This window comes from Blautia marasmi, assembly GCF_900258535.1.
Taxonomy (GTDB): domain Bacteria; phylum Bacillota; class Clostridia; order Lachnospirales; family Lachnospiraceae; genus Blautia; species Blautia hominis.
On record NZ_OIWX01000001.1, the window covers coordinates 2,843,472 to 2,857,908 of the forward strand.

General features: G+C 45.4%; 13 protein-coding genes. 11 read left to right on the plus strand and 2 right to left on the minus strand.

Translation table 11 applies throughout. The features are described 5' to 3' along the window. Positions 1–25 precede the first annotated feature (25 nt). From C6P39_RS12335 to C6P39_RS12350, 4 genes are all read left to right on the plus strand, one after another. Positions 26–868 carry a fumarate hydratase gene (locus C6P39_RS12335; protein ID WP_104803968.1) on the plus strand — a complete coding sequence of 281 codons (843 nt, stop codon included), beginning with the start codon at positions 26–28 and terminating at the stop codon, positions 866–868. After that, positions 869–1,429, plus strand: a complete 561-nt coding sequence (locus tag C6P39_RS12340; RefSeq protein WP_095176044.1) for a Fe-S-containing hydro-lyase — start codon at positions 869–871, stop codon at positions 1,427–1,429. Positions 1,430–1,524: 95 nt separating this feature from the next. Further along, positions 1,525–1,839 (plus strand): hypothetical protein, encoded by a 315-nt coding sequence (locus tag C6P39_RS12345; protein WP_018595182.1) that lies wholly within the window; start codon positions 1,525–1,527, stop codon positions 1,837–1,839. Positions 1,840–1,959: 120 nt separating this feature from the next. Continuing rightward, positions 1,960–3,276: a M23 family metallopeptidase gene (locus C6P39_RS12350; protein WP_242987032.1), complete on the plus strand. Its 1,317-nt coding sequence runs from the start codon at positions 1,960–1,962 to the stop codon at positions 3,274–3,276. A 109-nt stretch (positions 3,277–3,385) separates the two neighbouring features. Here the strand turns inward: C6P39_RS12350 and C6P39_RS12355 are convergent, their stop codons facing one another. After that, positions 3,386–4,249, minus strand: coding sequence for a TraX family protein (locus tag C6P39_RS12355; RefSeq protein WP_104803969.1), 864 nt, complete (start codon positions 4,247–4,249; stop codon positions 3,386–3,388). Between the two features lie 405 nt (positions 4,250–4,654). Here C6P39_RS12355 and C6P39_RS12360 point away from each other — a divergent pair, with 405 nt between their 5' ends. The 4 genes from C6P39_RS12360 to C6P39_RS12375 all read left to right on the plus strand — a co-directional run bounded on the left by C6P39_RS12360 (position 4,655) and on the right by C6P39_RS12375 (position 8,908). Next, positions 4,655–5,596, plus strand: a complete 942-nt coding sequence (locus C6P39_RS12360) for a nucleoside hydrolase (RefSeq protein WP_104803970.1) — start codon at positions 4,655–4,657, stop codon at positions 5,594–5,596. Beyond that, positions 5,577–6,440: a helix-turn-helix transcriptional regulator gene (locus tag C6P39_RS12365; protein ID WP_158661553.1), complete on the plus strand. Its 864-nt coding sequence runs from the start codon at positions 5,577–5,579 to the stop codon at positions 6,438–6,440. Before C6P39_RS12360 ends, C6P39_RS12365 begins: the two co-directional genes overlap by 20 nt. Positions 6,441–6,600: 160 nt before the next feature. Further along, entirely contained in the window at positions 6,601–7,713 is a 1,113-nt protein-coding gene (locus tag C6P39_RS12370; protein WP_104803972.1) for a uroporphyrinogen decarboxylase/cobalamine-independent methonine synthase family protein, read from the plus strand. Positions 7,714–7,993: 280 nt separating this feature from the next. Continuing rightward, positions 7,994–8,908, plus strand: a complete 915-nt coding sequence (locus C6P39_RS12375) for an RpnC/YadD family protein (RefSeq protein ID WP_104803973.1) — start codon at positions 7,994–7,996, stop codon at positions 8,906–8,908. 101 nt (positions 8,909–9,009) lie between these two features. Here the strand turns inward: C6P39_RS12375 and C6P39_RS12380 are convergent, their stop codons facing one another. Continuing rightward, positions 9,010–10,524 (minus strand): response regulator, encoded by a 1,515-nt coding sequence (locus C6P39_RS12380; RefSeq protein WP_104803974.1) that lies wholly within the window; start codon positions 10,522–10,524, stop codon positions 9,010–9,012. 273 nt (positions 10,525–10,797) lie between these two features. Here C6P39_RS12380 and C6P39_RS12385 point away from each other — a divergent pair, with 273 nt between their 5' ends. From C6P39_RS12385 to C6P39_RS12395, 3 genes are read left to right on the plus strand one after another with little or no spacing between them, the layout of a single operon-like run. Beyond that, complete coding sequence (locus C6P39_RS12385; protein WP_095176037.1) at positions 10,798–11,739, plus strand: ABC transporter permease; 942 nt, start codon at positions 10,798–10,800, stop codon at positions 11,737–11,739. Positions 11,740–11,766: 27 nt separating this feature from the next. Then, a complete protein-coding gene (locus C6P39_RS12390; RefSeq protein ID WP_104803975.1) occupies positions 11,767–12,672 on the plus strand; it encodes a carbohydrate ABC transporter permease in 906 nt (301 codons plus the stop codon). Positions 12,673–12,713: 41 nt separating this feature from the next. Further along, complete coding sequence (locus tag C6P39_RS12395; RefSeq protein ID WP_104803976.1) at positions 12,714–14,378, plus strand: type 2 periplasmic-binding domain-containing protein; 1,665 nt, start codon at positions 12,714–12,716, stop codon at positions 14,376–14,378. Positions 14,379–14,437: the final 59 nt, after the last annotated feature.

A 14,437-nucleotide genomic window follows, 5' to 3' on the forward strand; every position in this document is an offset into this window, starting at 1 on the left:
AAGTAAGACAGGAGAGTGAACGTATATGCGCGAAATTATGGCAAGCCAGATAACAGATGTCATTGAGAATCTTTGCATTCAGGCCAATGAACATCTGCCTGAGGACGTAAAATGTGCAATTAAAGACTGCAGGGCCTGTGAAGACTGGGAAATCGCACAGGGTGTGCTGGACAATATTATTGAGAACTTTGAAATTGCTGACGAACAGAATGTTCCAATCTGCCAGGATACCGGTATGGCCTGTGTATTCCTGGAAATCGGACAGGATGTACATATTTCAGGCGGCAATTTATGCGATGCTGTAAATGAAGGCGTGCGCCGCGGATATGACAAGGGGTATCTGAGAAAATCCGTAGTCAAGGACCCCGTACGCAGAGGCAATACCGGAGACAATACGCCGGCTATGATCTATACAGAAATCGTTCCCGGAGAGCAGATCAAAATCACAGTGGGACCAAAAGGGTTCGGAAGTGAGAATATGAGTGCGATCCGCATGTTCAAGCCTTCCGCAGGACTTCAGGGGATTAAAGACTTTATCCTGGAGACCGTCGAGACCGCAGGCCCGAACCCATGTCCGCCTATGGTAGTGGGCGTGGGTATTGGAGGTACTTTTGATAAGGCGGCTCTTCTCGCAAAGAAAGCACTGATGCGCCCCATTGATTCTTCCAATGAAGACCCATACTATGCAGAGCTGGAAGTGGAAATGCTGGACAAGATCAACAAGCTTGGCATCGGTCCCCAGGGATTCGGCGGCAAGACCACAGCCATTGGCCTGAACATTGAAACCATGCCTACACATATTGCAGGTATGCCATGTGCCATCAATATCAACTGCCACGTGACCCGCCACAAAACGGAGGTGATTTAAATGGAAAAACATATTACACTGCCCCTCACCGAGGAACTGGCAAAAACGCTCCATGCAGGAGATACCGTATATGTGACCGGAACGATCTATACCTCACGTGACGCAGGCCACAAGCGTATGTGCGAAGCCCTGGCAAGAGGCGAGGAACTTCCTTTTGACCCGGCAGATGCCACGATATATTATGTAGGTCCTACACCTGCAAAACCCGGTCAGGTGATCGGCTCCGCAGGCCCGACTACCAGCGGACGTATGGATGCCTATGCGCCCACTATGATGTCTGTGGGGGCCAGAGGCATGATTGGAAAAGGTGCCCGTCTTCCGGAAGTGATAGAGGCTATGAAAAAATACAGCGGTGTTTATTTCGGAGCCATCGGCGGAGCAGGCGCCCTGCTTGCAAAATGTATCAAGAAGGCAGAACTTATTGCGTATGAAGACCTGGGTGCGGAAGCGCTGAGAAAATTATATGTGGAGGATATGCCTCTGTTCGTTATCATTGACAGCGAGGGAAAGAACCTGTACGAAGAGGGAAGAGCCGCATATCTGGCACAACATAGAGAATAACAGACAGCAAAGACGAGCCTATAGAGACAGACCGCTTCTGAAATGACAGGAGCGGTCTTTGATAACACATTAAAAGAGGGAATGGAGAAAATATAATGACAAACCTATTAGAAGCACTTATGATACTCTGCTTCGGCTTATCATGGCCGATCTCAATCCGTAAATCCTGGATTTCCAGAACAGCAAAAGGAAAGAGCCTGTTCTTTGAATTTTTTATCTGGATCGGTTATGTATTCGGTATTGCCCGTAAAGTGATCCTGTGGATGGAAGCAGGGGCAGCAGGTACCTCACTTGACTGGCTGTTCTATTTGGGATGGTTCTTCTACATACTGAATATTGTGGAGATTTCCATTGATATGGCGCTTTACTTTAGAAATGTAAAACTGGATAAGGCAAGAGAAAAAGCCTGAGATCACCAAAACTTTTCCCCGGATAGTGGTGTGCAGACAAGGGCCATATGGGTCCACAGCCCGGTTCTAAGATTTTGATTCGTTACATAAACTGATACAGAATGTGACCGGGGGCCGGACATGAACAGACAGAGATGGAAAAAATATGGTTTTATGGCAGAGGTCATTGTGCTGACCCTGACAGCCGCGCTTTGCTGGAAAGATGTTTCACAAGGTGCCTTTGCCGCCGGACATGGCGCAGAGCAGGCAGAGAATAACTCTTCGTCAGAAAGTGCAGAGGATTCCGGCACGGGCAGCGGAGGGAATTCTGGCACCGATAGTGCGGAGGATTCCGACACGGGCAGCGGAGGGGATTCTGGCACCGATAGTGCGGAGGATTCCGACACGGGCAGTGGAGGGAATTCCGGTACGGACAGTGGAGGGAATTCCGGCACCGACAGTACGGGGAAGGACTACATAAAGTGGGTGGACTTCCATGTGACAAGTGAGGCCATGCGGCAGGCCTGTGCCTACGATGTGGATACATATGGGCAGGAAGGCCATCTTAACTGGGTGGACCTGCTGGCTTATCTGGGAGCCAGATACGGCGGTGATTTCAAGCAGTATAAGGCAAAAGACATGGATGAGATTGCCGAAAGGCTTCAAAAAGGTGAGACTACAGTGGAAAAACTGTCCGCTGAGATCAAATCTTTTGATTACTATCGGGAAGCCTACGGTGCAGTTCTGGATGGGCTGGTGGGAGAATACCAGATAGAGGCAGAAGACCAGGGACAGGGCGCCCAGGGTCAGGAGAGCCAGGGGGAAGTAAGCTGGACAAAAAAGTACGGTCTGAAAGGCTACAGCCCTATAGCAAAAAGTTTTCCCTATAACGACTATGACGATTTCGGTGTGGCCAGAAGTTATGGCTACAGGCGGGAACATCTGGGACACGACATGATGGGGCAGACAGGTACTCCCATTGTTGCGGTGGAATCCGGCTACGTTTCTGCCATGGGATGGAACCAGTATGGGGGCTGGCGGTTGGGTATCAGCAGCTTTGACGGCAGACGGTATTATTATTATGCTCACCTGCGGCAGAATTTTCCCTACTGCAAATCCCTGGAAGTGGGCAGCATTGTGCAGGCCGGGGATGTGATCGGTTATATGGGCCGTACCGGATACAGCGCCAAAGAAAATGTGAACAACATTGACACCACCCATCTGCATTTTGGACTGCAGCTTATCTTTGACGAATCCCAGAGGGAGGGAAACCATGAAATCTGGGTGGATGTCTATGAACTGGTGAAGTTTTTGTATAAGAACCAGTCAGAGGTAGTGAGAGATGATGCCACAAAAGAATGGTCAAGAGTATATCAGATAAAGGACCCTGAGGCTTCGGCGTATTTGGAGTCAGACCAGGGAAAACAGACAGCGGACATTGATCCCGCAAACAAATAAGATGTATTTTTCAGTCCAAAAAGAAATAAAAAGTTTTTACATTTTAAAAAAAGAGGCCGTATCAAAAGGAACAGTGACGATTTGCTGTCCTTTTGATACGGCCTTTTGATCATGCAAGGATTCTGGCCAGAACCACAAGCACATATACGTGCAGGGGATAATACACGTAGAAAAAGTATTTCATCCTTCTTCCCCGCTGTCCGTTATATAGCAGGATAAAGGGAAGGGAAAGGATCATAAACCACTGGTCATTCAGAATGAACAGATTTTCATAGGTCATTCCCCCGCCTGCTGCAGAGAGAAAGAAGAACCCGGACATAAGTACATAGAAGACGGAAAGACCAATTTTTTTATCCCTGAGAAAATAAAATCCGATTCCAAGGGCCACCCAGAACACAGAGCCTTCCACAAAGATTGGTGAGGGGATCAGAGTGCTTAATACGCGGACAGCCATTCTTCCTATAAATGAAACACCGGCGGCATTTCCCAGAAACAGGGTGACTGCAATGCTGGAAAATACAGGGATCAGGAACATAGCCAGGGCAGCACCTGTTTTTTTTCGGTTTTTTTCCTTTACACTTTCGACCAAAAGTTCCACAGCCCAGATATAAAGCCCTACAAGAAACAAAGTGGCAAACATGCCGTTAATTACCATGGCACCATTGGGATGAGGCAGATAAGAGTTGATCAGGTCATTGCCCACAGACATGAGAACAGAGGCAATATACATCCGTTTGAGATAAGCTTTCCGGTCATGGGTATGGGAAAAGCCCTCTGCCATTGCAAACAGAAACAGCGGTGCGGAAATCCGTCCAAGCAGAGTGAAAAAATGGGGGACAGGCAGGATCCCGCCGCCCAGATAATAGTAAATATGGTCAAGCGTCATAAGTAAAAGAGCCAAAACCTTCAGGGAATAGGAAGTAAATCCCCATCCAGTGACGCTTTTTTTGTCTGGTGATGCAATTATATTCATTTTTATTCCTCCGTATTTGATGTATTTCAGTTACAGATTATAAACAATGAAAGGGGAGTTATCCATCGATTAACCTTACATTTTTGGGCCGAATGTTACAGATTTGTAATATAGTTCAAATTTACCCAAATCACTGACAAGAGAAAGAACAGATACTTTGGTACAATAAAAGGAAAAAAAAAGGCAGACAGCAAGATACCGGAGGTTTGCAGGACAGATATGGGGCAGATCGCTCCATATCTGTGCATCGCGAAGCGTGTTACTGTTTACAGAACTGCGCTTTTTGCAGGGCTGTAAATAGTAACATTAGCTGTGAATGGCAGTAACAAAAGGATTGACATTTGTCTGAAAAAATAGTAGACATAAGGTAACCGGCTGTAAGTATAAAAAGGATGAGGATAAAATATGAGATATACAGATTATGTTTTTCAGGTGCCCGAGGAGAAAATCGTACGGCTGATCACAGATACAGATGCAAAAAATGAAGCGGATGACGACTTTGCCGTGGTACAGGCGCTTCTCAGCCCCAAAATAGAAAATGTAGGTTTAGTGGCAGCCCATTATGGCACAGACAGAGATAGGGACAGTATGGAGAAAAGCTACAGAGAGTTGGAAACTTTGGTAGGGAAGATGGGATTTGACGGGCAGGTGCCCCTGTATCATGGTGCGCCCTGCGGTCTGCCCGATGCGGGGACTTTTATAGAAAGTGAAGGAGCAAGGCTGATCGTGGAAGAGGCCATGAAGGGGGATGACAGGCCTTTGTTTGCCGTTTTTCTGGGGCCGCTGACAGATATAGCCAGCGCTTATCTGATGGAACCACGTATTGCCAAAAGGCTGACTGTTATCTGGATCGGAGGAGGGCTTTATCCCGACGGCGGTGAGGAGTTCAATCTGGGCAATGACATTCATGCAGCAAATGTAGTGTTTGGATCTGATATGGAAGTGTGGCAGGTGCCTAAGAACGTCTACGAGATGATGCCGGTAACTTTGGCAGAGCTTGAACTGCGGGTAAGACCCTGCGGGGAGATTGGTGAATATCTCTGTGACCAGCTCATGGAACATGCTATGACAGAGCAGCCAAGGAAGAGTGCGTTTAGGACAGGGGAATCCTGGGTGCTGGGAGATTCACCGGCAATTGGACTGATCCTTTATGAAGACAGGTTTTCTTTTGAGTGGAAACAGGCTCCTGCAGTGGGGGCTGACATGAACTATATACATACGGGCAGATTCCGTCCTATAAGAGTTTACAATAAAATAGATTCCCGGTTGATACTGGAGGATCTCTATGCCAAGCTGGCTTTATTTGCACAAAAGCGGAGGGAAGCAGATGGAGTATGTAAAAGATGAAATGGTATTTGAACGGGAATTTCCCTATCGGATGTTTTTATCAAATTCCCGGCAGATGTATCTGCATTCTCATGACCTTTTAGAGATCAATCATGTAAAAGAGGGAAGCGGCTATTATCTGATAGAAGAGAAAGAATATGAGATACACCCGGGAGATATTTTTATCATCAATAATCAGGAACGCCATATGGCAGTGCATGACGGCAGCCTTGTGCTGGAAGTCATAGTGTTTGACCCCTCTCTTTTGTGGGAGCAGAGGCGGGGGTACCAGTTTCTGGAGCCTTTTTTCAACAGAAGCACATCCTTTACCAACTGTATCAGAAAAGATACGCAGGGGTATGAGTGTCTGATGGAGGCATTTTCCCATATCCGTCTGGAGTACAGGGATAAAAAAGCAGGGTGGGAACTGTTTGTAAAATCCTGGACGCAGCTTTTTATGGCGGAGTTGTACCGTATTTATCTGGAAATACAGAGTGAGGAGGAGCAGACGGCAGGCCGGCATCAGATCTTCACACGGCTTCAGCCTGTGGTGGACTATATTCACGAGCATTATCTGGAGCAGATCGAACTGGATGATCTGGTGAAAGTAGCGATGATGAACAAGAGTTATCTTTGTTCTTGTTTCAAGAATGTGCTCCACATTCGGATGTTTGAATACATTGACCAACTGCGCATAGACAGGGCCTGTATGCTGCTGTCCACCACCAGCCATACCATCACGGAGATTGCCATGATGAGCGGCTTCAATAGTGTATCATATTTTAACAGAGTATTTAAAAGGGGACGGGATATGTCTCCCGGGGAATACCGCAGAGCAGTGACCAGTAGGGAGAGTGGAACGTGACATTTCGATAAATCCAAATATAGTTCAAAGATTGCCGGATATCAGACAAGCGTTCAGGATATGCCCATGATATGATAAATGCATAGCAATGGAGCACCTGAAGACAGAACAGGATAACAAACGGCGATTTATTGAAAATGGATAGTAGGAGGAAGTTGGAATGCGGTATAAAAAAGACTGGGAAGCTACAAAACAGAGATTTGAGGATTATTGGAAAGGGGAAAATACAGGAAGGCCGCTCATGCGCGTTACAGGCGTGAAGCCCGGTTATTATCCCTTCCAGATACCGGAGGAGATCAAGTCTAAAAGTCTGGAAGAAAAATATATGGACCCGGAAAGCGTGGTAAGGCGTTATCGTTATTATTGCGAAACCCATGAGTTTCTGGGAGAGAGTTTTCCGAATTTGAATGCGGATTTTGGTCCCGGTTCTCTTGCGGCATACCTTGGAAGTGAGATCGAGTTCCAGGACAGAACGGTATGGTTTCATCCCTGCGTAAAAGAGTGGGAGGATTATCCGGAATTGAAATTTGACCCGGAGAATAAATGGTTCAAAAAACATATTTGGCTTTTTGAGGAGTGCAAAAAGTTGATCGGAGATGATTTTCCTATTGCCATTCCGGATTTAATGGAAAATGTGGATGTGCTGGCATCCCTGAGAGGTTCCATGGATCTGCTTTATGATATGATCGAGGAAGATAATGATATTGTAAAGAGAGTACAGCAGGTAACAGACTGCTATCAGCAGTATTATGATGCATTCTATAAATATGCACAATATGAGGGCGGAAGTGCGTACACGGTGTTCCAGATTTTCGGAAGCGGAAAGACCCAGAAGCTGCAGTGTGATTTTTCGGCACTTCTGTCACCGGATTATTTCCGTACCTATGTGCTGGATTCTCTGAAACAGGCCACAAAGAGCCTGGATCATGTACTGTACCACTTAGATGGTCCGGAATCTATCAAACACATGGATGCCTTGATGGAAGTAGAGGGGATTGATGCCCTTCAATGGACCAGCGGTGACCATGGCCCGGACGGAACTATGGAAGAGTGGGATGTGATATATGACAAGGCCAGGGCAGCAGGAAAACAGCTCTGGGTAAAAGTGTACACCGGGGACCTGAAAGACTGGATCCGCAATACAGACCGCATTGTTAAAAAATACGGCTCCAAAGGTCTGTATCTGTTCTTCAACGATATGCCGCTGGAATGGGCAGAGGAACTGATGGACTATGCGGAAAAGAACTGGTGTGATGTAAAAGGAAGTTTTTAACTCAATATTCAGATTCAAAAAACCATTGTTTCTCATGGAAACAGAGGTTTTTTGAACTCTTCTGTGGTATACTGAATACACTTATGATTTATCTGTTCATAAGTTCTGCTTTTTGGCCGAAAGGCTGTCAAATGGGGTATTCCCCCGTTATTTCCATATTTAAAACAAAATAAGGGTCATTTTTCAGGGGAAAGTCTTGAATAATCTATAGGTTTTTTCTATACTTAGATATAGAAGAAGGTCTTCCTTTGGTCATATGACCTGTATAAGGAGGGCATTTATGGCAGCAAAAGAGAACCGGAAATACAAAAACAGTGTGTTTGTGGATCTGTTTTTTGAGGATGAATCCGCAGAGGAAAATGAGATTTCACTATACAATGCACTGCATGAGGACCCCCTTCCGGAGGGAACAAAGGTCCGGAAGATCAGAGTGGACGATGTACTCTATATGAACTTTTGCAATGACATATCTTTTGGCATTGAGGATAAGGTGATGGTGTTTGGAGAGCACCAGTCAACGATCAATGAAAACATGCCGCTGAGGGAACTTCTGTATATAGGCCGCGCATTAGAACAGATCGTCCCGGTGCGTGACCGTTACAGGAAAAGGATAGTAAGGATTCCGACGCCTGAGTTCTATACTTTTTACAATGGGAAGGAACCCTGGGCAAAGGAGAAGACACTGCACTTGTCAGATGCATATGCAAAAAAGGATGAATCCCCCATGCTGGATCTCTGTGTGAAGGTTATCAACATAAACCCGGAAGAGGGTCATGAAATCCTTGACAGGTGCGGGATACTGAGAGAGTACAGTGAATTTGTTGAAATCCTAAGGAAACATCAGCGGACGGGCAGCCCTGATGCATACAAAAATGCCATTGAGGAATGTATGAAGACGGGAATACTGGCTGATTATCTGAAAAAGAAAGGCAGTGAGGTGGTAAATATGCTGATAGCAGAGTATGATTATGATCTGGATGTGGAAGTACAGCGTGAAGAAGCCTATGCAGCGGGAAGACAGGAGGGAATGCAAGAAGGAATACAAGAAGGGAGACAGGAAGGTCAGCAGGAAAAATTGGAGGAATTGATAAAAAGAAAATTGAAAAAGGGAAAATCCATTGATGTCATTGCGGAAGAGCTGGAGGAAAGCCAGGAGGTGATCGCCGGAATGGTTAAGACGTTACAGGATACCTGATTTCCGAAAACAAAAAAGAATACATACTCTAAGAAGAGATAGTTAGCGGCTATCCTCTGTGGTCAGCACCATAGAGGATAGCTTTTTATATACTCTGCGTTCTATAAATTTTTCAACTTCATCTCTCTGCGGTAAGCATTGGGGGCTGCGCCGTATTTCCTTTTGAACTGGCGGTTAAAATAGGTCTGGCTGGAAAAACCGGCCCGGTCTACAATTTCCTTGAGTTTCATATCTGTATGTTCTACCAGATCTGCCGCGTATTTCAGGCGTTCTTCATTTACATAATCATTGAAATAATATCCGGTCTGCTGGCGGAAAATATTTCCCAGGTAAGAGGGATGCATATTCAGCCTGGCAGCCAGGGTTTTCAGGGAAATATCTTTATCTGAGAACTCATGTACCGCAGCGATCACCGCGTCCACGCATGGGTATGTGGCTGACTGGTCCTTGTGCTTTCTATCCACAATTTCGTAACAGGTACAGATAAATGTGTGCAGATACTGAAAAACACGGGATTCATCAGAAAAGTCACATACTATATTTTTCAAAAGTTCAATGATCTCCGGTTCCGGCTGCATCTCAGCGGAGGTCTGAAACACACCCCAGTTTAAGGTTCCAAGTACAAATGCCGAACGCCGTGAGGAGGGAATCGTGGAAAACAGATCCTTTAACTGTTCCATGTAGATATCCTTTGGCACAGTGTCATAATCACGCTCAATGATGCTGACAGAAACCATAGACAGATCCATATCCTTTGAGATGATACGGTGCATGGGGCTGTACTGGAGAAAAAGGTATTTGGCCGCATTTCGGTAACTGACACTGACTTCCTCATAATTATCAACGGTATTCCCGGTTGAGATAAAAAACGGAAAGTCCAGGATGATCCGCGCATTGTCTGTTTGTGACAAAAGACTGTCGATGGAGTGTGTTTGATTGGGGCTGCTGACAATACAGACCAGCCGTGTGGGCGTCTCAAAATAAAAATGGCTGATATAATTTCCTACGAAAAGAGAGAGAAGGTAATCAAACAGCCCGGCCATTTTTTCTTTGCCTTGCGGATAGGAGGCGGAAACGGTAAAGATCATGACCGTATAATTGTCCAGGTTGAGGTTAATGCCAAGCATCTGCGCACGGGTGATAAACTCATCTTCACTTAGAATGCCTTTTACCCAGTTCTCAATAAAAAGGCTTCTGAAGGTCAGCATGGTGGAGCCGTAGGTTCCTGACAACTCAGCCCGCTCCTGGATATGGCCCACAATATTACTGATGGATTCCCGCAGTTCGTCGGGGTCCAGAGGCTTCAGCAGATAATTTTCCGCTCCGTGGCGCATGGCGGAACGCACATACTCGAAATTATCATAGGCGGAAAGTACCAGTATAGAAATGAGAGGATTGATTTTCCGAACCTGTTCGATCAGCTCGATCCCCGTCATCTGCGGCATGGATATGTCTGTGATCAGCAGATCCGCAGAGTGGTGTTCCAGATAGGTAAGGGCATCACAGGGATTGGTAGTACAGCAGCAGAGTTCAAAGTTAAAACCCGACCAGTCAATGGCGGTTCTCATACCGTCCAGCACAAAAGATTCATCGTCTACGATCACAGCCTGATACATGGGTAGGCCCTCCTTGATTTATTATAAGCTATCATATACGACGGAACCATTGCGCATATCTGTCGCATAAAAAAAACTAAAATGATCGCTGTAGTTCTAATGGTATCGGATAAATTTCACAAAGTCAAGAATGCCAAAAAGAATTATATGAAATTAGTTCAAAAATGTTGAATCTCTACTATATAAAACCCATGGGGCGGAAGATATACTCTTGTTATAAAGAAAAGGAAACCGGAAGGAACCGGAATAAAAGGAAACAGGAGGGAATGGATTATGGTGGCAAAGCGGGGAAAAGGATACGCTGCCCGGAAAACTTTGAAAAAACAGCTTTGGGAATACAGGTGGATTTATGTGTTGGGAATCCCGGGGCTGATCGTTATGTTTTTAATGTTTTATATGCCCATGCGCGGGCTTTTGATGGCATTTCAGGATTACAATCCCCAAATAGGTATTCTTGGGAGCCCGTGGGTGGGGCTGAAGCATTTTAAGACATTGTTAGCAGAACCGAAATTTTACAATATGTTAAAGAATACGCTGGTCATCAGCGGACTGAGTCTGCTGACGTTCCCGGTCCCTATCTTTCTGGCAATGATCATGAATGAGGTCAGAAATAAGACCTTTAAGAAATTTGTGCAGACCTCTGTATACCTGCCTCACTTTCTTTCCTGGGCAATTGTAGCCAGCCTTACCTTTTTCCTGTTATCCACGGAACAGGGATTTTTGAATAAACTGGCAGAGATGAGAGGAAATGAGGCTACCGCATATCTGTTCAGTACCAAATGGATCTATCTGATCATTGTTGTCCAGTCTCTGTGGAAAAGCATTGGTTGGAATTCCATTGTATATCTGGCCGCGATCTCGGGGATTGACCAGAGCCTGTATGAAGCAGCCAAAATGGATGGAGCCAACAAATTTCAGTGTATGATGAAAATAACACTTCCAAGTATTATGCCGACCGTTATGGTTATGCTGATTCTTCGTATGGGAACCATCATCTCTGTGGATTTTGAGCAGGTATTCCTGATGAACAACCCCATGGTCAAATCTCATCTGGAAGTATTCGAGGTATACATATTTAACAATAGTATTGCAACAGGCAGCACCCAGTATTCCTATACAACTGCCATTGGTCTCTTCAAATCTGTTGTCAATACTGCACTGGTCATATTGACAAACTGGATCACCAACCGTAAGGGTTATGAAGGGGTTATGTAATGGAGGGAAGGAAAGGAGTTTACAGAGATGTCGAACGTGGTAAAAATTAAGAAAAAAAATGACCTGGGTATGAGGGCAAAAGAGAATGTATACCAGGCTATATTGTGGGTGTTCCTCCTGGCTATTGCTGCCAGCATGATACTTCCCTTTGTATATGTGGTGGTGCTTTCCTTTACAGACTCCTCCGTTTATGTGGCAGGTGAGTTCACGCTCTGGCCGAAAAAATGGTCTATGGCAGCATATGAACTGATCGTTACAGGGACAGGATTTTTGAATTCGCTGAAATCCACACTGATCATCACGGCAGTGGGTACGCCTCTGAGTGTATTCTTAAATGCAGGTGTGGCATATATGCTCTCCAAACCCATTCCGGGTAAAAAATTTATCAATACCTATGTCATGTTCACAATGCTTTTTGCAGCAGGTATGGTACCAAACTTCATGAATATGAAGTCCCTGCATCTGATCGACAGCTATTGGGCCTGCATCCTTCCCGCGGCCTGCGGGGCGTGGTCCATTATGGTTATGCGTTCTTTCTTCCAGTCATTGCCCATAGAACTGGAGGAAGCAGCTAAAATAGACGGCTGCGGACAGCTTAGGATTTTTGGCACGATCGTAATCCCCCTGTCCAAGCCCATGCTGGCAACCATGACATTGTTCGCTTTTGTCGGTTACTGGAATACCTATTTTAACTCCATCATGTACATAACATCCACGGCAAAATCCAGTCTGCAGGTGTATGTACAGAAAGTAGTTCTCTCATCCAATATTTCAGACGTGATTGACGTCCAGTCCAGTGTTGCCAATGCTGTGCCGCAGGAAGTTATGCGAATGGCAGCAGTAGTTGTTGTAGTTTTGCCCGTACTGGTCATCTACCCGTTTCTGCAAAAATATTTTCAGTCAGGTATGATGGTGGGAGCAGTAAAAGGCTGAGTATAAAAAATAAAATTATATCATTACAGGAGGTTTTCAAAATGAAAAAGAAGTTTAAAAAACATGCAGCCCTCACAATGGCAGCAGCCATGGCAGTGTCTTGCCTGGCAGGGTGCGGCGGCTCCGATGATGCGGATGCGGCGGCAAAAAAAGGAACGGGGATAAAGAAAGAGGAAAAGGAATCTTCCAAGGACAGCAATGGCAGAATGACTATCTCCGTAATGGGAATTGACTGGGGATATGGACCGGCCCAGGACAGTGAGATGGAAAAATACTGGGAAGATCTCTTTGATGTGAATCTGGATATCCAGTGGATCAACTGGGAGGATTACGATCAGAAGGTAAACACTATGATCGCCGCGGGAAGTATTCCGGATGTAGTGCAGATCAGCAAGGAGGGAAATGGTTCTTATTATTATCCAATCTTCACACAGGCTATAGATGCAGGCGTTTTCCTTGATATGACACCCTACCTTTTTGACAACGGAAACGGGATCGCAGAGACCAACGCAGTTATGAAAAACTGGGGCGAGGATATGTGGAACCAGGCAAAATATAATGAAGGTATCTATATCATGCCCCGGTCCAATACGGAAAAAGGCCAGTATTCCGGTATTGAAGTGCGCAGGGATCTGATGAAAAAATATGGGTTTGAAGAGGAGCCGGCCACTATGGACGAGCTGAAGACATGGTTGATCGACTTGTCCAATGCGGCCACAGAGGGAGAAGGCAAAAAAATCTATGCCCTGGAATACTTTGGGGACAACTTCATGGATACCCATCTGAAAGCTTTTGCAACTGCATTTACGGGACAAACGGACTGGACTATAGATGAGAACGGAGAGTATCAGTATATGCAGTTCAATGAGAAATATATTGATTTCCTGAACTGGGTAAAAGACCTTTACGATGCGGGCGTCATTGACCCTGAATTTGCATTGAATAACAGCGATACTTCCAAGTGGAAAGCCGGAAATTCCATTGACTATCTGGCAACCTGGTATAACTGGAACCAGTCCGCAGACCTGGTAAGCGACAAAAACTTTGATGAGAGCGCACCGGAGGGATGTGAAGCATGGTGCCTGAAGCCGGTGAAAGGACCGGAGGCGTATACAGTAAGTCCAAACTATACAGACATTGATTCCTGTATCGCTATAAGCGCAGACTGTTCCGAGGAAAAACTGGAAAAGATCATGGATATGTTCAATGCAACAGAAGAAAAATATCCAGGATATAATGATGTGATGAAATTTGGTATCCAGGATGTACATTATACCCTTCTGGATGACGGAACAAAGGATACGACAGACGAAAAATATAAAAAGGCCAGACAGGATGGATATGTAGGTGCGTGGAATCAGATCTTACTGAAAACAGACGTGGACCAGATAACAGACAAATTTATGAAAGACGGCGCAAAAAAAGCTTCTGATGAGAGTATTCAGAGAGCAAAAGAACTGAAGGAATTTGTCACCAATGACCTGCAGGCCACAGGAATGAAAAATGAGATCCAGAACCTGCAGTCAGAGACATACAACAATCAGTGGAATGTGCTGACAGACGATGTGAATACCATGTGCACGCAGTATGTTATGGGGCAGATCGGTGAGACAGAGTGGGAAACTTTTGTGAAAGGTATCGTTGACTCTGCCGACTACAAGGCAATACAGAAAGAGTTCAAAGACTCCGCTAAGGGCGGAAAATAAGATCATGACAATAGAAAGTTCGCAAAGCATACTTTCTTTTGTCTAACCGCGGCAGCAGA

Bases quoted from the DNA above. Each gene is read 5' to 3' on its own strand.
- C6P39_RS12335 (WP_104803968.1), top strand. From the start codon at position 26: ATGCGCGAAATTATGGCAAGCCAGATAACAGATGTCATTGAGAATCTT.
- C6P39_RS12340 (WP_095176044.1), top strand. From the start codon at position 869: ATGGAAAAACATATTACACTGCCCCTCACCGAGGAACTGGCAAAAACG.
- C6P39_RS12345 (WP_018595182.1), top strand. From the start codon at position 1,525: ATGACAAACCTATTAGAAGCACTTATGATACTCTGCTTCGGCTTATCA.
- C6P39_RS12350 (WP_242987032.1), top strand. From the start codon at position 1,960: ATGAACAGACAGAGATGGAAAAAATATGGTTTTATGGCAGAGGTCATT.
- C6P39_RS12355 (WP_104803969.1), bottom strand. From the start codon at position 4,249: ATGAATATAATTGCATCACCAGACAAAAAAAGCGTCACTGGATGGGGA.
- C6P39_RS12360 (WP_104803970.1), top strand. From the start codon at position 4,655: ATGAGATATACAGATTATGTTTTTCAGGTGCCCGAGGAGAAAATCGTA.
- C6P39_RS12365 (WP_158661553.1), top strand. From the start codon at position 5,577: ATGGAGTATGTAAAAGATGAAATGGTATTTGAACGGGAATTTCCCTAT.
- C6P39_RS12370 (WP_104803972.1), top strand. From the start codon at position 6,601: ATGCGGTATAAAAAAGACTGGGAAGCTACAAAACAGAGATTTGAGGAT.
- C6P39_RS12375 (WP_104803973.1), top strand. From the start codon at position 7,994: ATGGCAGCAAAAGAGAACCGGAAATACAAAAACAGTGTGTTTGTGGAT.
- C6P39_RS12380 (WP_104803974.1), bottom strand. From the start codon at position 10,524: ATGTATCAGGCTGTGATCGTAGACGATGAATCTTTTGTGCTGGACGGT.
- C6P39_RS12385 (WP_095176037.1), top strand. From the start codon at position 10,798: ATGGTGGCAAAGCGGGGAAAAGGATACGCTGCCCGGAAAACTTTGAAA.
- C6P39_RS12390 (WP_104803975.1), top strand. From the start codon at position 11,767: ATGTCGAACGTGGTAAAAATTAAGAAAAAAAATGACCTGGGTATGAGG.
- C6P39_RS12395 (WP_104803976.1), top strand. From the start codon at position 12,714: ATGAAAAAGAAGTTTAAAAAACATGCAGCCCTCACAATGGCAGCAGCC.